At 36.6% G+C, this 19,920-nt stretch carries 20 protein-coding genes; 18 read left to right on the forward strand and 2 right to left on the reverse strand.

What is annotated here, in order from left to right; translation table 11 throughout:
- The first annotated feature begins 85 nt into the window (after window positions 1-85).
- The 4 genes from JNUCC52_RS16735 (at window position 86) to JNUCC52_RS16750 (ending at window position 1,789) form a co-directional block, all read left to right on the forward strand.
- The gene (locus JNUCC52_RS16735) at window positions 86-310 is read left to right on the forward strand and encodes a hypothetical protein (RefSeq protein WP_139860655.1); all 225 of its coding nucleotides are present in this window, start codon (window positions 86-88) and stop codon (window positions 308-310) included.
- Between the two features lie 43 nt (window positions 311-353).
- A complete protein-coding gene (locus JNUCC52_RS16740) occupies window positions 354-563 on the forward strand; it encodes a YczO family protein (protein ID WP_139860652.1) in 210 nt (69 codons plus the stop codon).
- Window positions 564-1,128: 565 nt separating this feature from the next.
- Window positions 1,129-1,317 (forward strand): hypothetical protein, encoded by a 189-nt coding sequence (locus JNUCC52_RS16745; RefSeq protein ID WP_337980382.1) that lies wholly within the window; start codon window positions 1,129-1,131, stop codon window positions 1,315-1,317.
- Between the two features lie 157 nt (window positions 1,318-1,474).
- Entirely contained in the window at window positions 1,475-1,789 is a 315-nt protein-coding gene (locus JNUCC52_RS16750) for a hypothetical protein (RefSeq protein ID WP_337980383.1), read from the forward strand.
- Window positions 1,790-1,887: 98 nt separating this feature from the next.
- Here JNUCC52_RS16750 and JNUCC52_RS16755 read toward each other — a convergent pair whose 3' ends face one another.
- Complete coding sequence (locus JNUCC52_RS16755) at window positions 1,888-2,172, reverse strand: hypothetical protein (RefSeq protein WP_337980384.1); 285 nt, start codon at window positions 2,170-2,172, stop codon at window positions 1,888-1,890.
- A gap of 197 nt (window positions 2,173-2,369) precedes the next feature.
- Here JNUCC52_RS16755 and JNUCC52_RS16760 point away from each other — a divergent pair, with 197 nt between their 5' ends.
- From JNUCC52_RS16760 to JNUCC52_RS16780, 5 genes are all read left to right on the forward strand, one after another.
- Entirely contained in the window at window positions 2,370-3,842 is a 1,473-nt protein-coding gene (locus tag JNUCC52_RS16760) for a helix-turn-helix domain-containing protein (RefSeq protein ID WP_173479602.1), read from the forward strand.
- A gap of 292 nt (window positions 3,843-4,134) precedes the next feature.
- A complete protein-coding gene (locus JNUCC52_RS16765; RefSeq protein WP_490356148.1) occupies window positions 4,135-4,305 on the forward strand; it encodes a hypothetical protein in 171 nt (56 codons plus the stop codon).
- A 16-nt stretch (window positions 4,306-4,321) separates the two neighbouring features.
- The gene (locus JNUCC52_RS16770; RefSeq protein WP_173479600.1) at window positions 4,322-4,525 is read left to right on the forward strand and encodes a gamma-type small acid-soluble spore protein; all 204 of its coding nucleotides are present in this window, start codon (window positions 4,322-4,324) and stop codon (window positions 4,523-4,525) included.
- A gap of 84 nt (window positions 4,526-4,609) precedes the next feature.
- Window positions 4,610-4,792, forward strand: a complete 183-nt coding sequence (locus JNUCC52_RS16775; RefSeq protein ID WP_173479599.1) for a cysteine-rich CWC family protein — start codon at window positions 4,610-4,612, stop codon at window positions 4,790-4,792.
- 94 nt (window positions 4,793-4,886) lie between these two features.
- Complete coding sequence (locus JNUCC52_RS16780) at window positions 4,887-5,465, forward strand: DUF305 domain-containing protein (RefSeq protein ID WP_173479598.1); 579 nt, start codon at window positions 4,887-4,889, stop codon at window positions 5,463-5,465.
- Between the two features lie 530 nt (window positions 5,466-5,995).
- Here the strand turns inward: JNUCC52_RS16780 and JNUCC52_RS16785 are convergent.
- Window positions 5,996-6,607 (reverse strand): metallophosphoesterase family protein, encoded by a 612-nt coding sequence (locus JNUCC52_RS16785; protein ID WP_173479664.1) that lies wholly within the window; start codon window positions 6,605-6,607, stop codon window positions 5,996-5,998.
- 293 nt (window positions 6,608-6,900) lie between these two features.
- On the opposite strand from JNUCC52_RS16785, the gene JNUCC52_RS16790 reads away from it, so the two are divergent.
- From JNUCC52_RS16790 to JNUCC52_RS16830, 9 genes are all read left to right on the forward strand, one after another.
- On the forward strand, window positions 6,901-8,397 hold the full coding sequence (locus JNUCC52_RS16790) for a class I adenylate-forming enzyme family protein (protein ID WP_173479596.1): 1,497 nt from the start codon (window positions 6,901-6,903) through the stop codon (window positions 8,395-8,397).
- A 147-nt stretch (window positions 8,398-8,544) separates the two neighbouring features.
- A complete protein-coding gene (locus tag JNUCC52_RS16795) occupies window positions 8,545-9,528 on the forward strand; it encodes a C39 family peptidase (RefSeq protein ID WP_337980385.1) in 984 nt (327 codons plus the stop codon).
- Between the two features lie 103 nt (window positions 9,529-9,631).
- Complete coding sequence (locus JNUCC52_RS16800) at window positions 9,632-10,864, forward strand: carboxylate--amine ligase (protein WP_173479595.1); 1,233 nt, start codon at window positions 9,632-9,634, stop codon at window positions 10,862-10,864.
- Window positions 10,861-11,562 carry a cysteate racemase gene (gene cuyB / locus JNUCC52_RS16805; RefSeq protein ID WP_139860129.1) on the forward strand — a complete coding sequence of 234 codons (702 nt, stop codon included), beginning with the start codon at window positions 10,861-10,863 and terminating at the stop codon, window positions 11,560-11,562. Before JNUCC52_RS16800 ends, cuyB begins: the two co-directional genes overlap by 4 nt.
- A 146-nt stretch (window positions 11,563-11,708) precedes the next feature.
- The gene (locus tag JNUCC52_RS16810) at window positions 11,709-12,857 is read left to right on the forward strand and encodes a DEAD/DEAH box helicase (protein ID WP_337980386.1); all 1,149 of its coding nucleotides are present in this window, start codon (window positions 11,709-11,711) and stop codon (window positions 12,855-12,857) included.
- A 1-nt stretch (window position 12,858) separates the two neighbouring features.
- On the forward strand, window positions 12,859-14,088 hold the full coding sequence (locus JNUCC52_RS16815) for an aminopeptidase (RefSeq protein ID WP_173479594.1): 1,230 nt from the start codon (window positions 12,859-12,861) through the stop codon (window positions 14,086-14,088).
- A 33-nt stretch (window positions 14,089-14,121) separates the two neighbouring features.
- Complete coding sequence (locus tag JNUCC52_RS16820; RefSeq protein WP_337980387.1) at window positions 14,122-15,054, forward strand: SGNH/GDSL hydrolase family protein; 933 nt, start codon at window positions 14,122-14,124, stop codon at window positions 15,052-15,054.
- 505 nt (window positions 15,055-15,559) lie between these two features.
- Window positions 15,560-16,717: an exonuclease SbcCD subunit D gene (locus JNUCC52_RS16825; RefSeq protein ID WP_337980388.1), complete on the forward strand. Its 1,158-nt coding sequence runs from the start codon at window positions 15,560-15,562 to the stop codon at window positions 16,715-16,717.
- Entirely contained in the window at window positions 16,714-19,794 is a 3,081-nt protein-coding gene (locus JNUCC52_RS16830; protein WP_337980389.1) for an AAA family ATPase, read from the forward strand. The genes JNUCC52_RS16825 and JNUCC52_RS16830 overlap by 4 nt, the downstream gene beginning before the upstream one ends.
- The last annotated feature ends 126 nt before the right edge of the window (window positions 19,795-19,920 follow it).

Genomic DNA, 19,920 nt, shown 5'->3' on the forward strand with positions numbered 1-19,920 from the left:
GCCTTTAAAACGTTTCTTATATAACAGAGAATGACAAAAACAGCTATTGGATATGATAAGTGCATTAATGGAGGAGTGTTGGAGAATGAAGGAATTTAAAATAACCTATTTCTTTGATGAGATTCATTATGTTAGACGATTTATTCATATTGAATCACAAGAAAAAGCACAGCAATTGGTTAAAAGTGAACGCGATCAATATATTGCTTTTACAGATAGCAGAGGAATATATCATGAATTACACACAAGAAATGTTCGAGTTATCCAAGTTTCCGAGTATCATCGGGTTGATAAAACGAAGGACACATAATCTTAGTATGTTTACACACATTACTATAAAGGAGTGTGACAACATGGATAAAGAAAATGTGCCACCTGAGAAAAGAATGTTTATGAACTTATCAAGCAAAGACAAGCCTGATATGGTTGATTCGGATACCATTAGTATTTTTGATTTGCATGAAGATATGCAAACAGTCGATATTATTCCAATTGAAGAGCTCAATAAAAGGGTGAAACGAGAAGGCGATGAATTGATTGAAATGCAGCCAGATGAATTATAGAGAGGAAGAATGCGCTTTTGTCATTCAAATGAAGAATTAAGAGAAACCTAACATAAATGGCAGTGAAGTTTAACATATAAATAGCAAAAACGAAAACTGGACTTAAACTGTCCAGTTTTCGTTTTTTTATTTTGGGCGGCTCATCCTACTTCCGCATTAAAAGGCCAATTTTTTATCAAAAATAAAAAATTAAAAAGAGAAATATGATTTTTAATATAGTCAAAATTATATGATGTAAATATTATTTAAAAACTTTAAATAAAAATAATATTTAATTTTACTAAATAAGTAGTAATTTTGCCTTTTTAATTTTCTCAAAAAAAAGATATAGGGGGAAAAAATAAGATTCTTCCGTGCTATTAAAATAATATATAGTTCAGATAATTGCAGAAATGAAAAAATAACTGCAGAAAAATTTAAGGAAGGGGTCTAGTAATAGAATGAAGAAAAAAAGAAATAAATTTAAAAAACTACAATTTTTGCTGCTGCTGCATTAGTAACACCAGCAATAGTAACTCCAATTAACGCGGAAGCCACTAAGCATAATCAACAGCGGACATTTGAAGTGAAAACAGACCTTCACATTTTAATGAGAATAGACGGTGAAAAGGGGACTGGTCAATGGTGTGGCAGAACGCTGCGTTTAGTCAATACAGCTGACGATAATGAATTTTATACAAATACATTACCGAATGAGCCTACAGTAGATAAAGAGGGAACATATTACATCTATGATTTAACAGACGCTGATTAAGGAGTAGATATTCATAAAAAGTTAAAATCAGGCGGTAAAATTACAATTCACAATAGTAATGGTATTACTGCTGTCCCTACTTTAGATTACTATACGGTAACATTTTATGGAGACAGTGAGTGAAGAGAACAAAATACAAGCCGAGGAGAACAAGTTATTGGCTGAAGAGAATAAGTTACAAGCTGAGGAGAACAAGTTACTGACAGAGCAGATCGAGGTAGTGGCTGAACAGTATTTGTTACAAGCCGAACAGAATGAATTACTAGCTAAACAGGATGAATTACAAGCCGAACAGAACGAATTACTAGCAAAACAGGATGAATTACAAGCTGAACAGAACGAATTACTAGATCAACGGAACGAGTTACAAGCTGAACAAGACGACTTACTGGCTCAACAAAAAGAGTTAATAGCTGAAAAGGATGAGTTACTAACGCTACAGAACGAGTTACTAACTCATCTAAACAAATAATATTTTTTGCAGGAAGCAAAGTTAAGGAACTAGCTATTTTTTAATGAAAGGGAAGACAGAGGTGGTAGCTCATTTGATGTCATTTAATCAATTACTGATCAAAAGGAAATCTTCTCTGTATGGAGCGAACCAGTTGCTGACAAAACAACAGTATCAGCAACCAAATCAACACAATCAATTGCTGTTACAACAAAACTACTTGTTGCTACAGCAAAATCACTTATTGACGCAACAAAACCAATTATTGCAGCAACAAAATCAGTTGTTGGTCCAACTACGGAATCCTTCACTGAGCCACCAACATCAGTTGCTGGCTCAGCGGTGGGAGTATGTGCCGTTGCAACTACAACAGGTGTCGATACAAAAGAAACGGTTGTTGGCACAACAACAGTATCAGTCGCTGACTAATCGGAAATATTTACGAGAAGAGCAGTATCAAATACTGATTTAACCTTCTTTTAATATTGTAATAAACTATTTTTAATATCCTTTACATAAAGACAAAGTCGATAATGGCTTTGTTTTTATGTTTTTTAAGAAACTTTAGTATTTAGATAAAATAAAAAGGAGCTGATAGATTATGGAAAGATTTTTAGATCGCCCAGAAAAAATACTGATTTATCTTTATTGTAAAAGCGGACAAGCGAAGATCGATGAGTTGGCAGAACATTTACAAGTTGGAAGATCCACTATAGAAAAAGAACTTCATTTTTTAATGGAAACATTAAGTAACACAAGTTTTTTTATAAAATCTGGGGAAGTCCATTTGGATATTGTTTCTCCTTCACTAATTGATGATGCATTGAAGTTACTATATAAAGATAATGTATTTTTAAAAATAATAACAATAATCTTCGAAAAAAATGTATATTCTGTAAGTGAAATTACACAACTCCTCAATATGAGCAAATCTACAGTGTACCGTAAATTTAAAGTTATAAAAGAATGGCTACAAGAACATAAATTAAAATTAGTTACTACTCCAGTGCTAATGGTACAAGGTGATGAAAAAAATATTCGGAATTTAATGCAACAATTTTATGATTTCTACTTATCTCGTTCTTTATCGGAAATAAGATTTTTTAACAAGGAACTCTTTGTGAAGAAAATTGATGAAATTTGTATTATAAATAGTTTTAATTTGACACCACAAGGTCTACGAAAATTGTCCATTTCCATGGAAATTTTGCATATTAGAAGTCGACTTTCAAAGTATATACAATATGAAAGTTTCCCTACTGAAGAAAATTCTCTTTATATAAACATAACAAAAAAGCTACAATCATTTTTTCCTAATTATATGGATAAAAACACTAAACAATGTGAGTTTATTTATTATGCAACGAATTTATATAACTATTTAATACGCGAGAGAAAGCTCACTATAGGTGAAATTTATTCTTTAAAAGAAAGTAATTTGCGTTATAGTATGATTTTCGATTTTTTAGAGTATATATCCGAAAATTTTTATTTTGATTTCTCTTCTGATATAAGACTCGTTGAAGGGTTAAGTAGGTATACTGAACTCTACTATATTGATTTACGTTTAGGAACTAATAATAGGTTAAATGAGTTAAGTGGTTACATAAATATTTGTAAAGATCATCCTTTTTATTTTCTAGTGAAAGAAGCAGCTTTAAAGTTATTTAAGCAATATAATTTTCTCCCTGAAATTAAAGAAATTGATATATTTGCGCTGTACTACTTTCTTTCAATAAGTCAGCTTAGAATAAAAAAGATACAAACTGTCTCAATCGCTATTATAACGGAATCTGAAATTGAACAAGAAAGTATATTAGAATACTTAACGTTTAAATATGGGACAAATATACAAGCATACTCATTGAACTTATACGCTTTTAAAAAGAATATATTTTATCAAGAGTATGATTTGTTAATAAATATGGAAAATAACAATAGTCTTTTCAAAGGCGTTGAAAGCCTAACGATCTCTCCTTTATTAAGTAACGCCGATAAAAGTAAACTTGATTATAAAATAAACGAACTTTTAAATAAAAAAATGACTAAATATACTGATCTAATAGTATTTTAACGTAATCTCGATATGCCATTTACATTGGATTTATCCTAATGAATTTTAAAATTGCCTAACGCAATCTTAAGCTAGATGTAAATGAGCAATTATCCCCTATTTGTAGTAGTCAATTTTTTTGATTTTCAAATCTAAAAAGCAAGGAAAGTTCACGTTATGCATGTTTTAAAATACTATAAGGTGGATAAACAATAAAGAAGTACACATAATCTATACACTTTTACACACATTAACGATAAAGGAGTTTGACAACATGAATAAAGAAAATGTGCCACCTGAGAAAAGAAAATTTATGAACTTAGAAAGTAAAGATAAACCCGACATGGTTGATTCAGATACAATCAGTATTTTTGACTTGCATGAAGATATGCAAACGGTTGATCCCATTCCCGTTGAAGAGCTCAATAAAAAGGTGAAAAGAGAAGGCGATGAATTGATTGAAAAGAAGCCTGATGAATTATAGAAAGGAATGAATTTGCTTGCAAAATAGGGATGAAGAGCAACTTACGGCGTCTGGTACGAATATTAATGATGTAAAACAGAAAAATGCAGAAGCAGGTCTATCCTATAATGAAGTGAAAGAGCTACTAGCTAAAACGGGTGGGTATGGTACTGGCAAATATAGTGATACAGATAGTGAAGAAGTGAGAGCGCAAAATAATCAATCAATGCGTAATATGTAATAGTGGAAGGAGTGCGAAATATAGTCTGTATTTCGTGCTCCTTTTGTTGTACATTACAATCATCGTAGAAAGGAGTGTCATGTAATGCAATATGAAGAAAAAAGTTGCCCTTTATGTGGGAAAGACAATCAATGTGGTGTAGCAGAAGGCCAGGATGCATGCTGGTGTATGAACGAAAAATTTCCTGAAGATATAATAGGGGCAGTCTCTAACGAACCTAAGAAGTGCATTTGTCAAAATTGTTTACTTACATATAAAAACATCTAGCTTTCTCTGTTTCATTATCTTGGTGTCTGTTGGTACAAATGTCTATCGCACAACAACCTACCTGGCATACATTACTCTGAAAGGAGTGTGTCTAATGTCGAAACCAATTCCACTTAGTAATGTAACTCAGGCATATTTAGAGGAAAACAAAAGAATAATCAATAAGATGATGCAAGGTATGACTTATGTAACAATAACGTGTAGCATATCTGAAAATTTCATTAAACAGATTATTCCCCATCAAATAGCGGCAATTAGAATGTCAGAAAATGTGTTGCAATATACAACGAATATACCTGTTCAAAATTTTGCATTAGAAGTTATCCAAACTCATACTGAAATCGTCGAAAGTCTAGAAGCAATACAAAATAGATGCTGTATCGTACAAAATACAGAATATGAATTATATGAATATATGTGTACATTTAAAGAAATTGCTGAAACGATGTTCCAAGCATTATGCTCACCACCAACCTCTAATAGTATTAATATAAATTATCTTCAAGATATGATTATTCATCATCAAGCTGGTGTACGATTAGTGCAAAACGTTCAAAGATTCTGCATATGCCAAGAGTTAATTCCAATTCTTCAATGTATGATGCAAACATTATGTTGTCAACTTGAAGAAATGCAAAAATTACTTGATGCGCTACAAGATTGTGATTGTTAAAAATAAAACGCTAAAATTGTTCGCAATTTTAGCGTTTTATTTTGCTGATAATAGAATTAAATGGCTTCTTATGGACTCGTTCCAGCGGGCATTTAGCTCAAGCTACTCGTCCTAATAGAGTCGCCACTGTCGGCTAAAGTAAATGGCTTTTTTTATGGAGAAAGAATTGAAGTTCTCTATTTTTTGCATGGTTGTCCTAGAGGATTAATTTTACTGTGTGAAAGGTCGTTGCGAAATTATGTAAGTAGGTGGTGCTAGCAGATTGGAGTGGAAGGCGTGACATTTCTACAGGAACAGCAAGAGCGGAAAATTCATTTTTGTGGCGATTTGCTGCAAAAATTAGTTGGAGCCGTACCTGCGGAAAGGGAGCGTCTGGAACGGCAATCAACTTGCACTAAAAAAGGGTGGTAGTAATAACTTGCAACACCTTGGCAGACATCAATGTCCGAGCCTTATTAGTTGTAGTTTCCCGCTGTTTGAGAAGTTATCCGTGTTTGAGGGACTTCTATTATTCTCTAAGTATCGGTCATTTAAATGCCGACTGCATCTTTAGCTTCGAAAGACGATGCACACATAAATGTGACAGTTCGTTTGTCACTATCATATAGACACCATTCACGATGATCAACTACTGAGCCAACATTGATGCGATATTGCTTTGCTTGCAACTCAATTGGTTCTCCAAAATGAATACGGATCGGCAACTTTTTATTTTGACGATATATTCCTGATTCATGACTATGTCCGAAAAAAAGAAGCTGCTTATCAATCGAAGGAAACTTCGGCTGCCAGGAAACACTCCATTGGAATTGGTGTCCATGAATTAGCATTGCCCCTTCAATATCCATTGTTTCAGGCAAAGTTATAAAGCGCTCAATTCCTGTAACGTGTGTAATGCGTTCTTCTTGATTGCCTCGAATAGACGGGAATGTCAGCAGTTTTTCAAAATCATCATCGATAATCGCAGCTTTTTGCAAAGGCAATCCTGATATTGTTTTTGCTTTTTTCTTACTTACTTTACATTCATATAAGTCGCCTAATCCTATTATTTCAGCATCTTTCGCTGTTTGTTGTATATGAGCTAATACTGATTTTGTATCATCAATATTAGAATGTAAATCTCCTAAAAGTGCATACAGCATAATAATCACGCCTTTCTTTTTCAAAATATTTTACAAGTATCATACACCTAACAGAATTTGATAGAAAAGTAATATGTATAAGAATATTTTGTGACACAACTTACATATTTTGAATGTGTGGAAAAATTGCTAACAAATAAGTTGCTTGATAAAATAGTTTGTGTAATCTAAATTTTCTGAAAAATGTTAGTAGAATTGTATTTTAAAGCTTTTAATTAGCTTTAAAGCGTTTGATACGCTCGAAAAATCAAAAGCCGAGGTGTACGTAAGGACTAAAAATGAGGGGGTATATGATGACGGTATTTATGACGGATATTTTACAAAAGTACGCTACAGAGCAGACGGATGCGATTGCAACGATTTATGAAGGTAAAAAGGTAACTTATGGCGAGTTTAATCAGTATGCAGAAACGTTTGCAGCCTATTTACAAGAGCAAGGCTATGAGAAAAATGATGTCATTGCGCTATATACACTTAATTCCGATTTGTTTTTAATTGCTTACATCGGTATCCAGCTAGCGGGTTATGTTGTGATGCCTATCAATACAAAGCTTGCAGCACGAGAGGTTGACTTTATCGTCAATCATTCACAAGCAAAAGGACTCATTTATGATGAGAGAATAGAAGAAGTACTAGCGGATGTTCCGTATTCATTTCAACATGTAATCGGATTGAAAGATATGAAAGAGGTTATCCAAAACTATAAAGGGCAAAGGAAGATACTACAATTACAAGCGAATGATACATCTGTTGTTATGTATACGTCTGGTACAACTGGGAAGCCAAAAGGGGTAATGCTGACGCATCAAAATATTGCTTCGACAGCGGATATTTGGTCAGCATCGATGAATATGACGAACGAAGACAGCATGTTTATTTGTACGCCTTTGTTTCATTGTGCAGGCCTCCATGTATTTGCGATGCCAATGTTCTATAAAGGAGGTGCGGTCATTATAGAGGAAAGCTTTTCACCGAAAAATACGTTACAACAGCTGATAAAAACAGAGGCTACTATTTTCTTTGGAGTACCTTCCATGTATACGATGATATTAAATACCCCTGAATTTAAGGATCATTCCTTTATGAATTTACGTTTATTATGTTATGGTGCAGCACCGATGCCATATGAGCTTGTGAGGCAAGTTAAAGAAGCATTGCCGAATGTAAAAGTTCAAAATCTATATGGTCAAACAGAAAATTCACCTGCTGCAACCTCTCTTTTAGATGCAGATGCATTAATCAAAATTGGTTCAGTCGGAAAGCCGTTAGCACAGACAGAAGTGCGTGTTGTAGATAGCTATGGGGAAGCTGTACCAGCGGGCGAAGTTGGTGAAATTTGCGTTAGAGGGCCACAAGTCATGAAAGGTTATTTACGCAATGATGAAGAGACCGCTCGTGCAATTCAAGATGGTTGGCTCTATTCAGGTGATTTAGGACGCTTTGATGAAGAAGGTTACTTATATATCGTCGATCGTAAAAAGGATATGATTATTCGCGGTGGGGAAAATATTTATCCGATTGAGATTGAAGAAGTGTTATATCAGTTGCCAGCCATTTTAGAGGCAGCTGTTGTTGGCTTACCACATGAAGTGTATGGTGAAGTACCAAAGGCATTTGTCGTCTTAAAAGATGGGCAACTGATAGATGAAGCATCCATATTAGCCTATTGTCGTTCGCAGCTTGCAAAATATAAAGTGCCTTACGAAATAGAATTTTTAGAACAGTTACCACGCAATGCATCAGGAAAGGTGTTAAAGCATACGCTTCGACCACAAATAGCAAAATCTTAAAAGTATAGGATTTTGTCAATCCATTGAAAAGTAGCAGGATAAAATATGAACACCTATTAAATTAGCGTATAATAAAGCTACGACAAATTGTAAAAATAGAATAGAAGATTATATATTTCTTCGAATGAGATAGGAGCGGAATTTGTCTTGTGGAGTGATTATAAACGACTTTTAATAGTGAGTATTATGATTATCATGCTACTTTCTGGTTGTAATCAATTAACACAGCAGAGTCGATCAAAGAATCAATTAACTGTTTTAACGGTAGAATTTAATAGTGGTGCACCAATTCCGAGTCTCTATATAACAATGACAGATACGGAAACAGGTAAGAAAATTGAAGAAGCAGTAGGCTCTGAAGAGGGAGAGGCTACTTTTTCAAACCTTGTAGAGGGTAGGGAATATACGATTACGGCAACAACGCTAAATAGCAATGGTGATAACGGCTATACGACAATTGAAAAATTTACGTATGATGTGACGAAGCCTTATTATCGACTGCCGACGCATTCCTCAAGAGCAGAGCAGGAGCTTGCTGTTCCAGTAATCATGCAAAAACCAGAGCTTCCACAAGGTTGTGAGATTACGGCACTAACGGCTGTTTTAAATTATTACGGCATGAATATTTCAAAGCTTGAAATGGCAGATAACTATTTGCCTAAGCAAAATATATATACATCAGCTAATCAACGCTACGGACCGAACCCAGCGCTTGCATATGCTGGTAATCCACGTGATAAGGCAAATGGTATGTATGTTTTTGCAGCACCGATTGTCAAAGCTGCGGAAGCCGCTATAGCAGATAGGCAGGCAAATTTACGTGTAACGGATATGAGCGGTGCATCTCAGAGTGAGATTTTAGAGCTTGTAGAGGAGGGAGTACCTGTAGTTGTATGGGTTACCCTTGATTTATCGACACCTAAAACATCTGCAAATAAAGGATGGATTTATGAAGGTGAAACGGAAAAACGTGAAGCCTACATCAACTTACATGCCGTCGTATTAACTGGTTATTCAGATCAGCAAGTTGTCGTTATGGACCCATTACAGGGCAATGTATCCTACAATGTTGACGAATTTTTCAAGAGCTATAAGGAGCTAAATATGCAAGCAGTAGCAGTTCATAAATAAGGAATGGCGCATGTTTCCTATAGAAAGGAATGCTATTGGAACGCAGTTTTGACTGTAGTAAAATATGTTACACTAATAAAAAAACTAAAGTGAGTTGAGTAGAATGGCCATTGAGCACGCTTTTTTACCAGTTTTATTGGGCGATGAAATGAATGCTTACGGCATGGCGCGAGCATTTTACGAGTCCTATGGCGTCAAACCACTTGCATTAAATCATACGAATATGGAAAAAATTCAACAAAGTGATTTATTAACTTTTCGTGAAGTACCAAGATTGCACATTGAAGAGCGCTTTGTTGTTGCTTTAAAAGCAATCGCAGAAGAGTTTACAGATAAAAAATTATTGCTTTTAGCTTGTGATGAGTTTTATGTAAAAAAAATTGTAAAGCATAAAGAGGAATTATCGAGTTTTTATGTAATCCCTTATGTCGATGAATCACTTGCCAATCAATTACTAACACGTGAAAGCATGTATCAGCTTTGTGCAGCATATGGCTTCCATTATCCTGCAATGCATGTTTGTACGGTAAATGATTATGAGCAATTGACGATGCCATTTGAATATCCTATTGTCATCAAGCCTATGAATATGACGAAGTACGCAAGTTGTATTTTCCCAGGTAAGAAAAAGGTTTATACTGCACATAATGAGGATGAAAAAGATGCTATTTTTCACGCGATATATAAGGAATCTGCCTATCGGGATGATTTAATGGTTCAGCAATATATTCCAGGTGAAGATGCCAATATGCGTGTTGTAAATGCTTATGTTGGACAAGATCACAAGGTCAAGCTACTATCAGTAGGAAACCCAATTTTAGAAGAACATTCACCTGATGGTATTGGACGCTATGTTGCCATTATGACGACTTACAACAAGGAACTAATGGATTGTGTTAAAACGTTTCTTGAGGCGTTGCCATTTCAAGGCTTTGCTACATTCGATATGAAATATGATGAACGAGATGGGCTGTATAAATTATTAAGTATGGAATTACATAATGAATTATCGAATTATTATGTGACAGCAAGCGGCTATAATTTAATGCAGTATGTAGCGGATGATTTTATTCGTGGAAGTAAACAGCAGCTAACATATGTGCAAAACAAGCACCTTTGGACGATCGTGCCAAATGGAGTATTATTTAAATACGTATTAAATGAACAACTTGTAATTGAAGCTAAAAGTCTGATTCGACAAGGATTAGCAACGGATTCTATCTTTAATTATAAAGATATGAATGCGAAGCGTTGGTTGAATGTAACGCTTGATAATTTAAGCTTCTATCGCAAATATAAGAAATATTTTAACAACAAAGGTCTGTCTAACTCATGAAAAAACAAACTTTAGGTATAATTGGTGGCGTCGGTCCACTTGCAACAATGTTTATCGGCGAAATGATTGTAAGACGTACGAAAGCAACAAAAGATCAGGAGCATGTACATACGATTATTGATAATGATACAAATATTCCTGATCGGACGGCTTTTATATTAGATAAAACAAAAGAAAACCCTGTTCCAGTTTTAATTGAGGATGCAAAAAAGCTAGCCTCTGTTGGAGCAAATTTAATTGCCATTCCGTGCAATACGGCACATACCTTTTATGATGAATTAGCACAAGGCTCTCCAATCCCTGTGTTACACATGATTCGTGAAACGGCGAAGCGTGCAAATGATTTAGGGGCAAAGCGTGTTGGTATTTTAGCGACAACGGGAACATTAACGTCACGTATGTATCAAGATGCATTAGAGGAGTTTGGCATAACACCCGTAATTCCCGATGATCAAATGAAGGAAAAAGTTATGGCGATTATTTACGATTATGTGAAGGCTGGTAAGGATGTCACACAGGAAGATTGGCTGCCTATCGAAGAAGCGATGCTAGCCCTGGATTGTGATCGTATTGTGCTAGGCTGCACAGAGTTGTCAATCGTCAATCGAGATTTAAAATTAAGTGACAAATATATAGACTCATTAATCGTCTTAGCTGAATGCGCTATTTTAGCGTGTGGCTATGAATTAGTGGAGTAACATTTGGCTCACCTGTTGTAATAGGTGAGCTTTTTTAATCCATGTCTAAAAATAAAAGAGTATCGCACAATATAAAGAAGGAAAATGCTTGTACACAGCTAGTGTGTTAAACTAATGTCAAGCAGGATAATAAGGTGGGAATTAACATGTCAGTAATAAATTTATTAAAAGAAGAATTACAAGCAAAATGGAACTTTGAAGAACCGATGAAAATTCAAGAAGAAATGATTCCAGCAATGCTTGAAGGCAAAGATATTGTAGCAGAATCACCAACAGGCTCAGGGAAAACATTGGCCTATGTGTTGCCTTTACTTAATAAAGTAAATGGATCGAAAAAGCAAACACAAGGATTGATTGTTGCGCCATCTCAGGAATTAGCAATGCAAATCGTTGAGGTCATTCGTGAATGGATAGCGGGAACTGATATTACAGTACAACAGCTTATTGGTGGTGCAAACTCTGCACGACAAATTGAGAAGTTAAAGAAAAAGCCAACAATTGTAGTTGGTACGCCAGGTCGCTTAAATGAGCTAGTGCGTTCAGGTAAATTAAAATTAAAAGAAATTGAAACAGTTATTTTAGACGAATGTGATCAGCTATTAAGCCGCGAGTATCGCGTTGTGGTGAAATCATTTATCGAAGGGTCAGCATTCGGTCGCCAAGTAGTTGTTGTTTCTGCCACAATTACTGAGGAAATTGAATTAGTCGCAAGCCGTATGATGTTTGAGCCATTGCGCTTTAAAATTAAACCTGAGGATATGGTGAAGTTCGGTAAAGTTGTGCATTCGTTCTTGAAAGTAGAAGAACGTGATAAAACAGACTTCCTACGTAGACTATCACATACAGAAGGCTTACGTGCCCTTGCTTTCGTCAATAATATCGATCAATTGTTAATGAAAGAAACGAAGCTACAATATCGTTCAGCACCAATTGTGACATTACATTCTGACATGAAAAAGGAAGAACGTAAAAAAGCCTTAGACGCATTCCGTAAAGGAGATGCGCGTGTTTTAATTGCCACAGATATTGCGGCCCGTGGTTTAGATATTGCTGGTTTAACACATGTTATTCATGTCGATGTTCCACGTACAATTGAACAGTATTTGCATCGCTCAGGTCGTACAGGTCGTGCAGGGGCAGATGGTGAAGTACTAACATTGCTTTCATACCATGATGAAAAAACTTATAAAAAGTGGACACGTGAAATTCCAGGCAAACCCGTGCAGAAAGTATGGCATGATGGCGAGCTCGTAGAAGGAAATTCAAAAACAATTGGGCAAAAGCGAGGGAAATAATATGACGTTTGAAGAAAAATTACAAGCATATGCAGAGCTAGCAGTTAAGGTTGGTGTCAATATTCAACAAGGGCAATACTTATTAGTGAATACATCGGTGGAAGCTTTAGACTTTGCTCGTCTAGTGGTGAAGGAAGCCTACAAAGCTGGAGCTGGCCGTGTTCATGTTAATTTTTCAGATGATGAAATGGACCGTGCTTATTTTGAGCATGCGTCTGACGAGGAATTTAATCGTTTCCCAGAATGGGTTGTTAAAATGCGTGATGAGCTAATCGAACGCAAAGGGGCATTGTTATGGATAGATGCTGCAGATCCTGACAAATTAACTGGTATTCCAGCAGACCGTTTAGCAACACATCAAAAGGTATCAGGCGCTGCATTGAAAAACTACCGTAATGCTGTCATGAAGGATTTAATCGCATGGTCTATCGTAGCCGTACCTTCTCAAAAGTGGGCAGAAAAAGTATTCCCGAATTTAGAAGTTGAAAAACAAGTACCAGCTCTTTGGGAAGCCATCTTTAAAACGGTGCATATTGGTGAGGGGAATGCGGTTGAAAACTGGCGTACACATGTTGCAAATTTAGAATCGCGCGCTGCATTATTGAACAATAAAAAGTATGCAAAACTTCATTATACTGCACCAGGTACTGATTTAACGATCGCATTAGCACCTCAGCATAAATGGCTTACAGGTGGTAGTAAAACACCTGATGATACCATTTTTATCGCCAATATGCCGACGGAAGAAGTATATACGTTGCCAATGAAGCAAGGTGTAAATGGCTATGTTAGTAATACAAAGCCATTAGTATACCAAGGCAATATTATCGATGGCTTTAAGCTTACATTTGAAGAAGGAAAAATTATTGATGCACAAGCACAAGTTGGGCAAGATCTTTTACAAGAGTTAATTGCAGTGGATGAAGGTTCTTGTTATTTAGGTGAGGTAGCACTTGTTCCACATGAGTCCCCAATCTCGGCATCAGAAATATTATATTTCAATACATTATTTGATGAAAATGCTTCAAACCATTTAGCTATCGGTGAAGCTTATCCAACTTGTTTAGAAGGTGGAAGAGATTTAGAAAATGGTCAACTTGAAGCGTTAGGTGCGAACATTTCTGTTACACATGAGGACTTTATGATTGGTAGTGGCGAAATGGATATTGACGGTATTTTACCAGATGGTACTGTGGAGCCAATTTTCCGTAAGGGTAGCTGGGCTTTTTAATAGACTAACATTCATAAAATGTGAGGTGAGCAGATGAAACAACTATTGAGCCTAGTAAGTATAACGGTGCTTTCGTTGACACTTGGTGTTTCATCTGCTTTTGCACGGGCTGAAAATTATGTGGCGCTTGGCGATTCATTGGCAGCTGGTCAAACACCGTATCAGGAAATTGATGCAGGCTATAGTGATCTTATCGCGATGCGTTTAGGAAAGATGGGGCAGCTGAGTGCCTATACGAAAGAGCTTGCGTTCCCAGGCTTTACAACAGCGGATGTTTTAGAGCGAATAAAGTCAGAAGAGGCACGTACAATCTTAGCAAATGCTACACTTATTACGATTTCTGCAGGCGCCAATGATTTACTTCGTTTAGTGCAGGTCAACCCAACTGCTGGTACATTAACGTTTTCACAGCTTCAAGTTGACTACGCTTTAAATATGGCACGAAAAAATATGGCGGATATATTGGCAGAGTTAAAATTACGTGCACCAAAAGCGAAGGTATATATTATGGGCTATTATTTCGCTTATCCAAATGTGCATGCAACACAAAAAGAGGGAACAAATGCACAGCTCCTAAAGTTAAATACAATTTTAGAGCAACAAGCTGAGCAGGCAGGGATGACTTATATAAATGTCTACGATGCTTTTGGGTTGCAATCTAATCACTACTTGCCAAATATTGCAGATGTCCATCCTAATTTTGAAGGCTATCGGCAAATGGCGAATGCCTTTTTAACATCTTATAGTGGTAACGATATGCTCGCAATCTCTACTACAGAGTTACCAAATCCTAATCCAATGACATTTCAGGAAATCTTAGAAAAACAGGCTAAGTCTAAGGAAAAGTCAGAAGAAGCGAAATCGGAGAAAGTTTCAACTGCAAGAAACATTCAGGGCTTTATTGGCTATGCTGCTTTTATAGAAAAAGCCAAAGCCAATCAGCGCTCGCAACTAAGACAAATCTAGGACATGAAAGATACAAAAAGCTGTAACGTAAAAAAGTATGCTAAGTAAATGAACTGCCTCCTAATTAGGGTCAATTCAAGTAACTTAGCATACTTTTTTATTGCAGGACAGGTGCCAGTCACCGAAACAATTCTGAATATTACCAGTGCCAGTCACTGACATAATTCTGAATTTTGCTAGTAGGGCATTTCTAATATCCAAGTAAAAATCCACGAAGATTCCTGCGGGAACAGCACACGTTGTAAGACGCGACAGACCGCGCGACAGCGAGGGTTGCGGCTTACACTGTGCCCGCGGAAAGCGCAGTGGATTTTTATGAAATAGAAGGCTGAAACATTGTTAGATGCCCCGAGCAAAGTGCCAGTCACCGAAACAATTCTGAATATTACCAGTGCCAGTCACTGAAACAATTGAGGCTTTTTCCATATAAAAGATGTTGCCTTAAAGCAAGAATATAGTTAAATGCATGATAAAATAAAAGAAAAAGACAGGAGGCGCAAATACAATGAAATTATTCCATACTGCCGATTGGCATTTAGGCAAGCTTGTACAAGGGATGTATATGACTGAGGACCAACGCTATATTTTACAACAATTTTTGCAAGCCATTGACGATGAAAAGCCGGATGCAATTATTGTAGCAGGCGATTTATATGATCGCTCAATGCCACCTGTAGAGGCGGTTAATTTACTAAATGATGTTTTAGCAGAAATTGTACTAGAAAAGAAAATTCCTGTGTTAGCAGTCGCTGGAAATCATGATAGTGCAGGTCGATTAAATTTTGGTAGTCGTGTTATGCGTGATAGTGGATTACATATAGTAGGTCAGTTCACAAAAGAACATTCGCCTATTGTACTAAACGACGCGTTCGGTGAGGTGCATTTTCATCTTGTACCGTTTGCAGAGCCAGCCTCCGTCCGTACTATTTTAGAAGATGATACGATTCAATCACATCAAGATGCGATGCAAAAAATTATCGCACATATTAAACAAACGATGGATACAACAAAGCGGAATGTATTTATTGGACATGCCTTTGTCACGAAATACGGCTATGAGGAAGAAAACACGAGTGATTCAGAACGCCCACTCTCTATAGGTGGTTCTGATTGCGTCGATGCAGCGCTATTTAAACATTTCAACTATACGGCACTGGGACATCTTCATAAAGCCCATTTTGTATTGAATGAATCGATTCGATATGCAGGTTCGCCATTAAAGTACTCGTTGTCTGAACATCTACATGAAAAAGGCTTTTTAATTGTAGATTTAGATGCAAGTGGGCACGTTGAAGTCACTAAACAAAAATTAGTGCCTAGACGTGATCTACGAGTGGTAGAGGGCTCAATGGACGATTTATTAAAACGACCACCATGCGAAGACTATGTTTTTGTACGTTTAACAGATACGACGCCAGTTGCTTCACCGATGGAGCGAATTCGTACTGTATTTCCACATGCGATGCATATTGAACGAAAGGCGTCTCGCATGCAAGAAGACCGTGGAATACAAGCAATTGATATAGAAAAAGTAGAGGATATTGATTTATTCCGTGGCTTTTATGCTGATATTTTGGGTGAACAGCCCGATGCAGATACTGAGCGTCTATTTATAGAAATGTTACAGGAATTATTAGAAGAGGAACGGGAGGCAGTGCGATGAAACCACTTAAGTTAACGATTACTGCTTTCGGACCTTATAAACATACAGAGGTTATTGATTTCCAACAGCTTGGTGAGTATCGGTTATTTGCTATATCAGGAAAAACGGGTGCTGGCAAAACGACAATCTTTGATGCCATTTGTTATGCACTCTATGGATCAGGGAGCGGAGAGGACCGTCAGGATACAGCAATGCTTCGAAGCGGTTTTGCTGCAGATGATGTATATACTTCAGTAGAATTAGTTTTTGAAATGAGAGGTAAAGTCTATCAAATTGTACGGCAGCCTGGTCATATTAAAGCAAAAAATAAAAGCGTTACAGGTAAAAAAGTTGAGTTAGCAGAAATGAAGGACGGTAAACTTGACTTTAGTATTGTAGAGAAGCAGCAAACAAATGAAGTAGATAAAAAGTTGTTGGAAATTATAGGGCTAACAAAAGATCAATTTAGTCAAATTGTAATGTTGCCTCAAGGAGAGTTTCGCAAACTTTTAACATCAGACTCTACCAATAAAGAAGTCATTTTACGTAAAATATTTAAAACAGATCGTTTCAGTGCGATGACTAAAAAGCTGGATATAAAAAGGAAAGAAGCAGAAAAGGATTTAGAACATGCCCAGCAATTAAAAGAGCACTTACTGGGGCAAATTGCAGGCGTTTTACCAGAGCGACCATCAACACTGTTTACTTGTATAAACAATAATACAGACAATATGCATCAGCTAAAAAATGCTCTAGAAGAGGAGCAATTCTATTATAATGCTAGTATTCGAACGGAACAAATGCGCTATGAAGAAGCTTATGCAAATCATCAAAAAGAACAAGAATATTACAGTATGGCAAAAGCGCTTAACGAACAATTTGATCAACAGGCACAACGACAAGCACGTTTGCAATTGCTGATGCAGCAACGAGAAAAATATACTTCGATGGAACAAGAAATACAGTTAGCGGAGCAAGCAAATCGTCTCATTATGCTCGAACAACAGTGTGTGGACTTGCGGACAGAACAAAATCGTAAAGAACAGCTTTATCAGCAGGCTACAATTAATCATCACAATGCAGTAGAACAGCTAAAGAAAGTGCAACAATTGTATACAGAGGAAGAAGCAAAAGAGCCAGAGCGTCAGCACATTTTGCAACAGGAAATAGAGCTACTAGCGTTGGTGCCGAAATTTGAAGCATTTGAAAGTACTCAGCAAAATTTGGGGATAATTGAACAGCTTGTTGAAAGTTCAAAACGTGCAGTAGCTGATAATCTTGCTATTTTAGAAAAAGAACAGATGCTAGTTCGGCAATTAACCGCAACAATTGAGCAATATGAAAAGCAGATGGAACCTTATGCAGGCTATTTAGAACAGCTTCCTATACTTAAAGAACAAGTAACACTATTAGCTCAAATTGAAAAATATGAGCGAGCGTGTAAGGAAGCTGAGCGAGCTATGAATAATGCCCATGAGCAATACCAAGGAAGTAAGCAAGCGCTTCAAACAAAAGAGCAACAATGGATTACGGGACAGGCTAGCATATTAGCAGCTAAGTTGAAGGACGGAGATCCATGCCCTGTTTGCGGTAGTACAACACATCAACTCACACATAGAGAACCGTTAGAAGTAGTAGATGAAGCAGAGCTAGAATCTTTACGAACGATGACCAATGCAATGGAGCGTAAATATTTGGAGCAAGATGCGACGTTAAAAACAACTAAACAACTGCTTCAAGAGGCAACAGAGCAATTAAATGCTTATCATATTTCAATAGATAATCGATTAGAACTGACATCTTCTTTACATTTTATTGAACAACAAGTTACAGTTTTAAAAATAGTGAAGGATCAACTGTCTGTCGCACGAACTAAGCTAAAGGGACAACACGAAAAAAATGAACAGCTTCAACAAAAACAACTACAATTAGAGCAACATTTTGCAGAGCAGTCGAAAGAGTTAATAAAACAGCAAGCGATTGTAGAAGAACAGCAAAAGCAAATTCCGAAACACATACAGTCATTACAAGCGTTAAAACAAACGATTGCAGATGTAGGTTCGCAAAAAATGGCGTTACAGTCAGCTTGGAACGCGATTCAGCAAAATTTACAGGCGACTAAGGAAGCAACAAATAAGGCTTCTATGACAGAAGAACTTGCAAAAACAGCCTATGAGGAATTGCTAAATAAACTGAATGAAAAGCGTGAACAGTTTTTAGTAAGCATGAAAGATGTGGGGTTTGCAGCCTATGAAGAATACGCTGCTGCAAAGCGAAGTGATAGTGAAATCGAAGACTTACGGAAAGCATGTCGTGATTATGCCTTACAATCACATTCCTTACAGCAACAAATTGCAGATGGAGCAAAGCATCTTGAAGGAAAAGAAAAGCAAAATCTAGAGGAATTAGAGGAAAAGCTTGAGATGCTCCGTGCCACATATGAGGAAGCATTTAAAACTTTGCAACAGACGCAAAGCTATGCAAAGGCATGTGCTGATTTTATTGTTAAAGTAGAGGATACTGCAAAGGAAATACGTGTACTTGAACAAGAGGCAGGACGTGTAAAAGAGCTTTACACAGTGTTGAATGGCCAAAATCCGAAAAAACTTTCCTTTGAGCGATATATTCAAATTAATTATTTAGATAAAATCACTGCAGCAGCAAATATCCGATTATTCCACTTATCCAATGGACAGTTTGAATTGCGCCGTTCAGATCGATTAGAGAAGCATGCGAAGCAAAGTGGACTTGGCTTGGATGTCTATGATGCGTACACAGACCAATTAAGAGATGTTAAAACATTATCAGGTGGGGAGAAGTTTAATGCATCATTAAGTCTTGCATTAGGTATGGCGGATGTAATTCAAAGCTTCCAAGGTAATATTCGTATCGAAACAATGTTTATCGACGAGGGCTTCGGTTCATTAGATGAGGAAGCGTTAAATAAAGCAATTGACACGCTAATTGATTTACAAGACTCTGGAAGAATGATTGGCGTTATTTCACATGTAGCTGAGTTGAAAGCTGCAATGCCTGCAGTATTACACGTCGAAAAAACGTTGAGCGGACATAGCACAACCCATTTTGAAGTAAAATAAGTGCCAGGCACTCAAACAATTCTTAAATAATTTATAGATAACATAGTAAAAACCCACGAAGACTCCTGCGGCTTACATTGTGCCTGCTGGAAAGCGATGTGGGTTTTTACGTTATAGGAGCCCATT

The organism is Lysinibacillus sp. JNUCC-52 (genome assembly GCF_015999545.1).
Classification (GTDB): Bacteria; Bacillota; Bacilli; order Bacillales_A; family Planococcaceae; genus Lysinibacillus.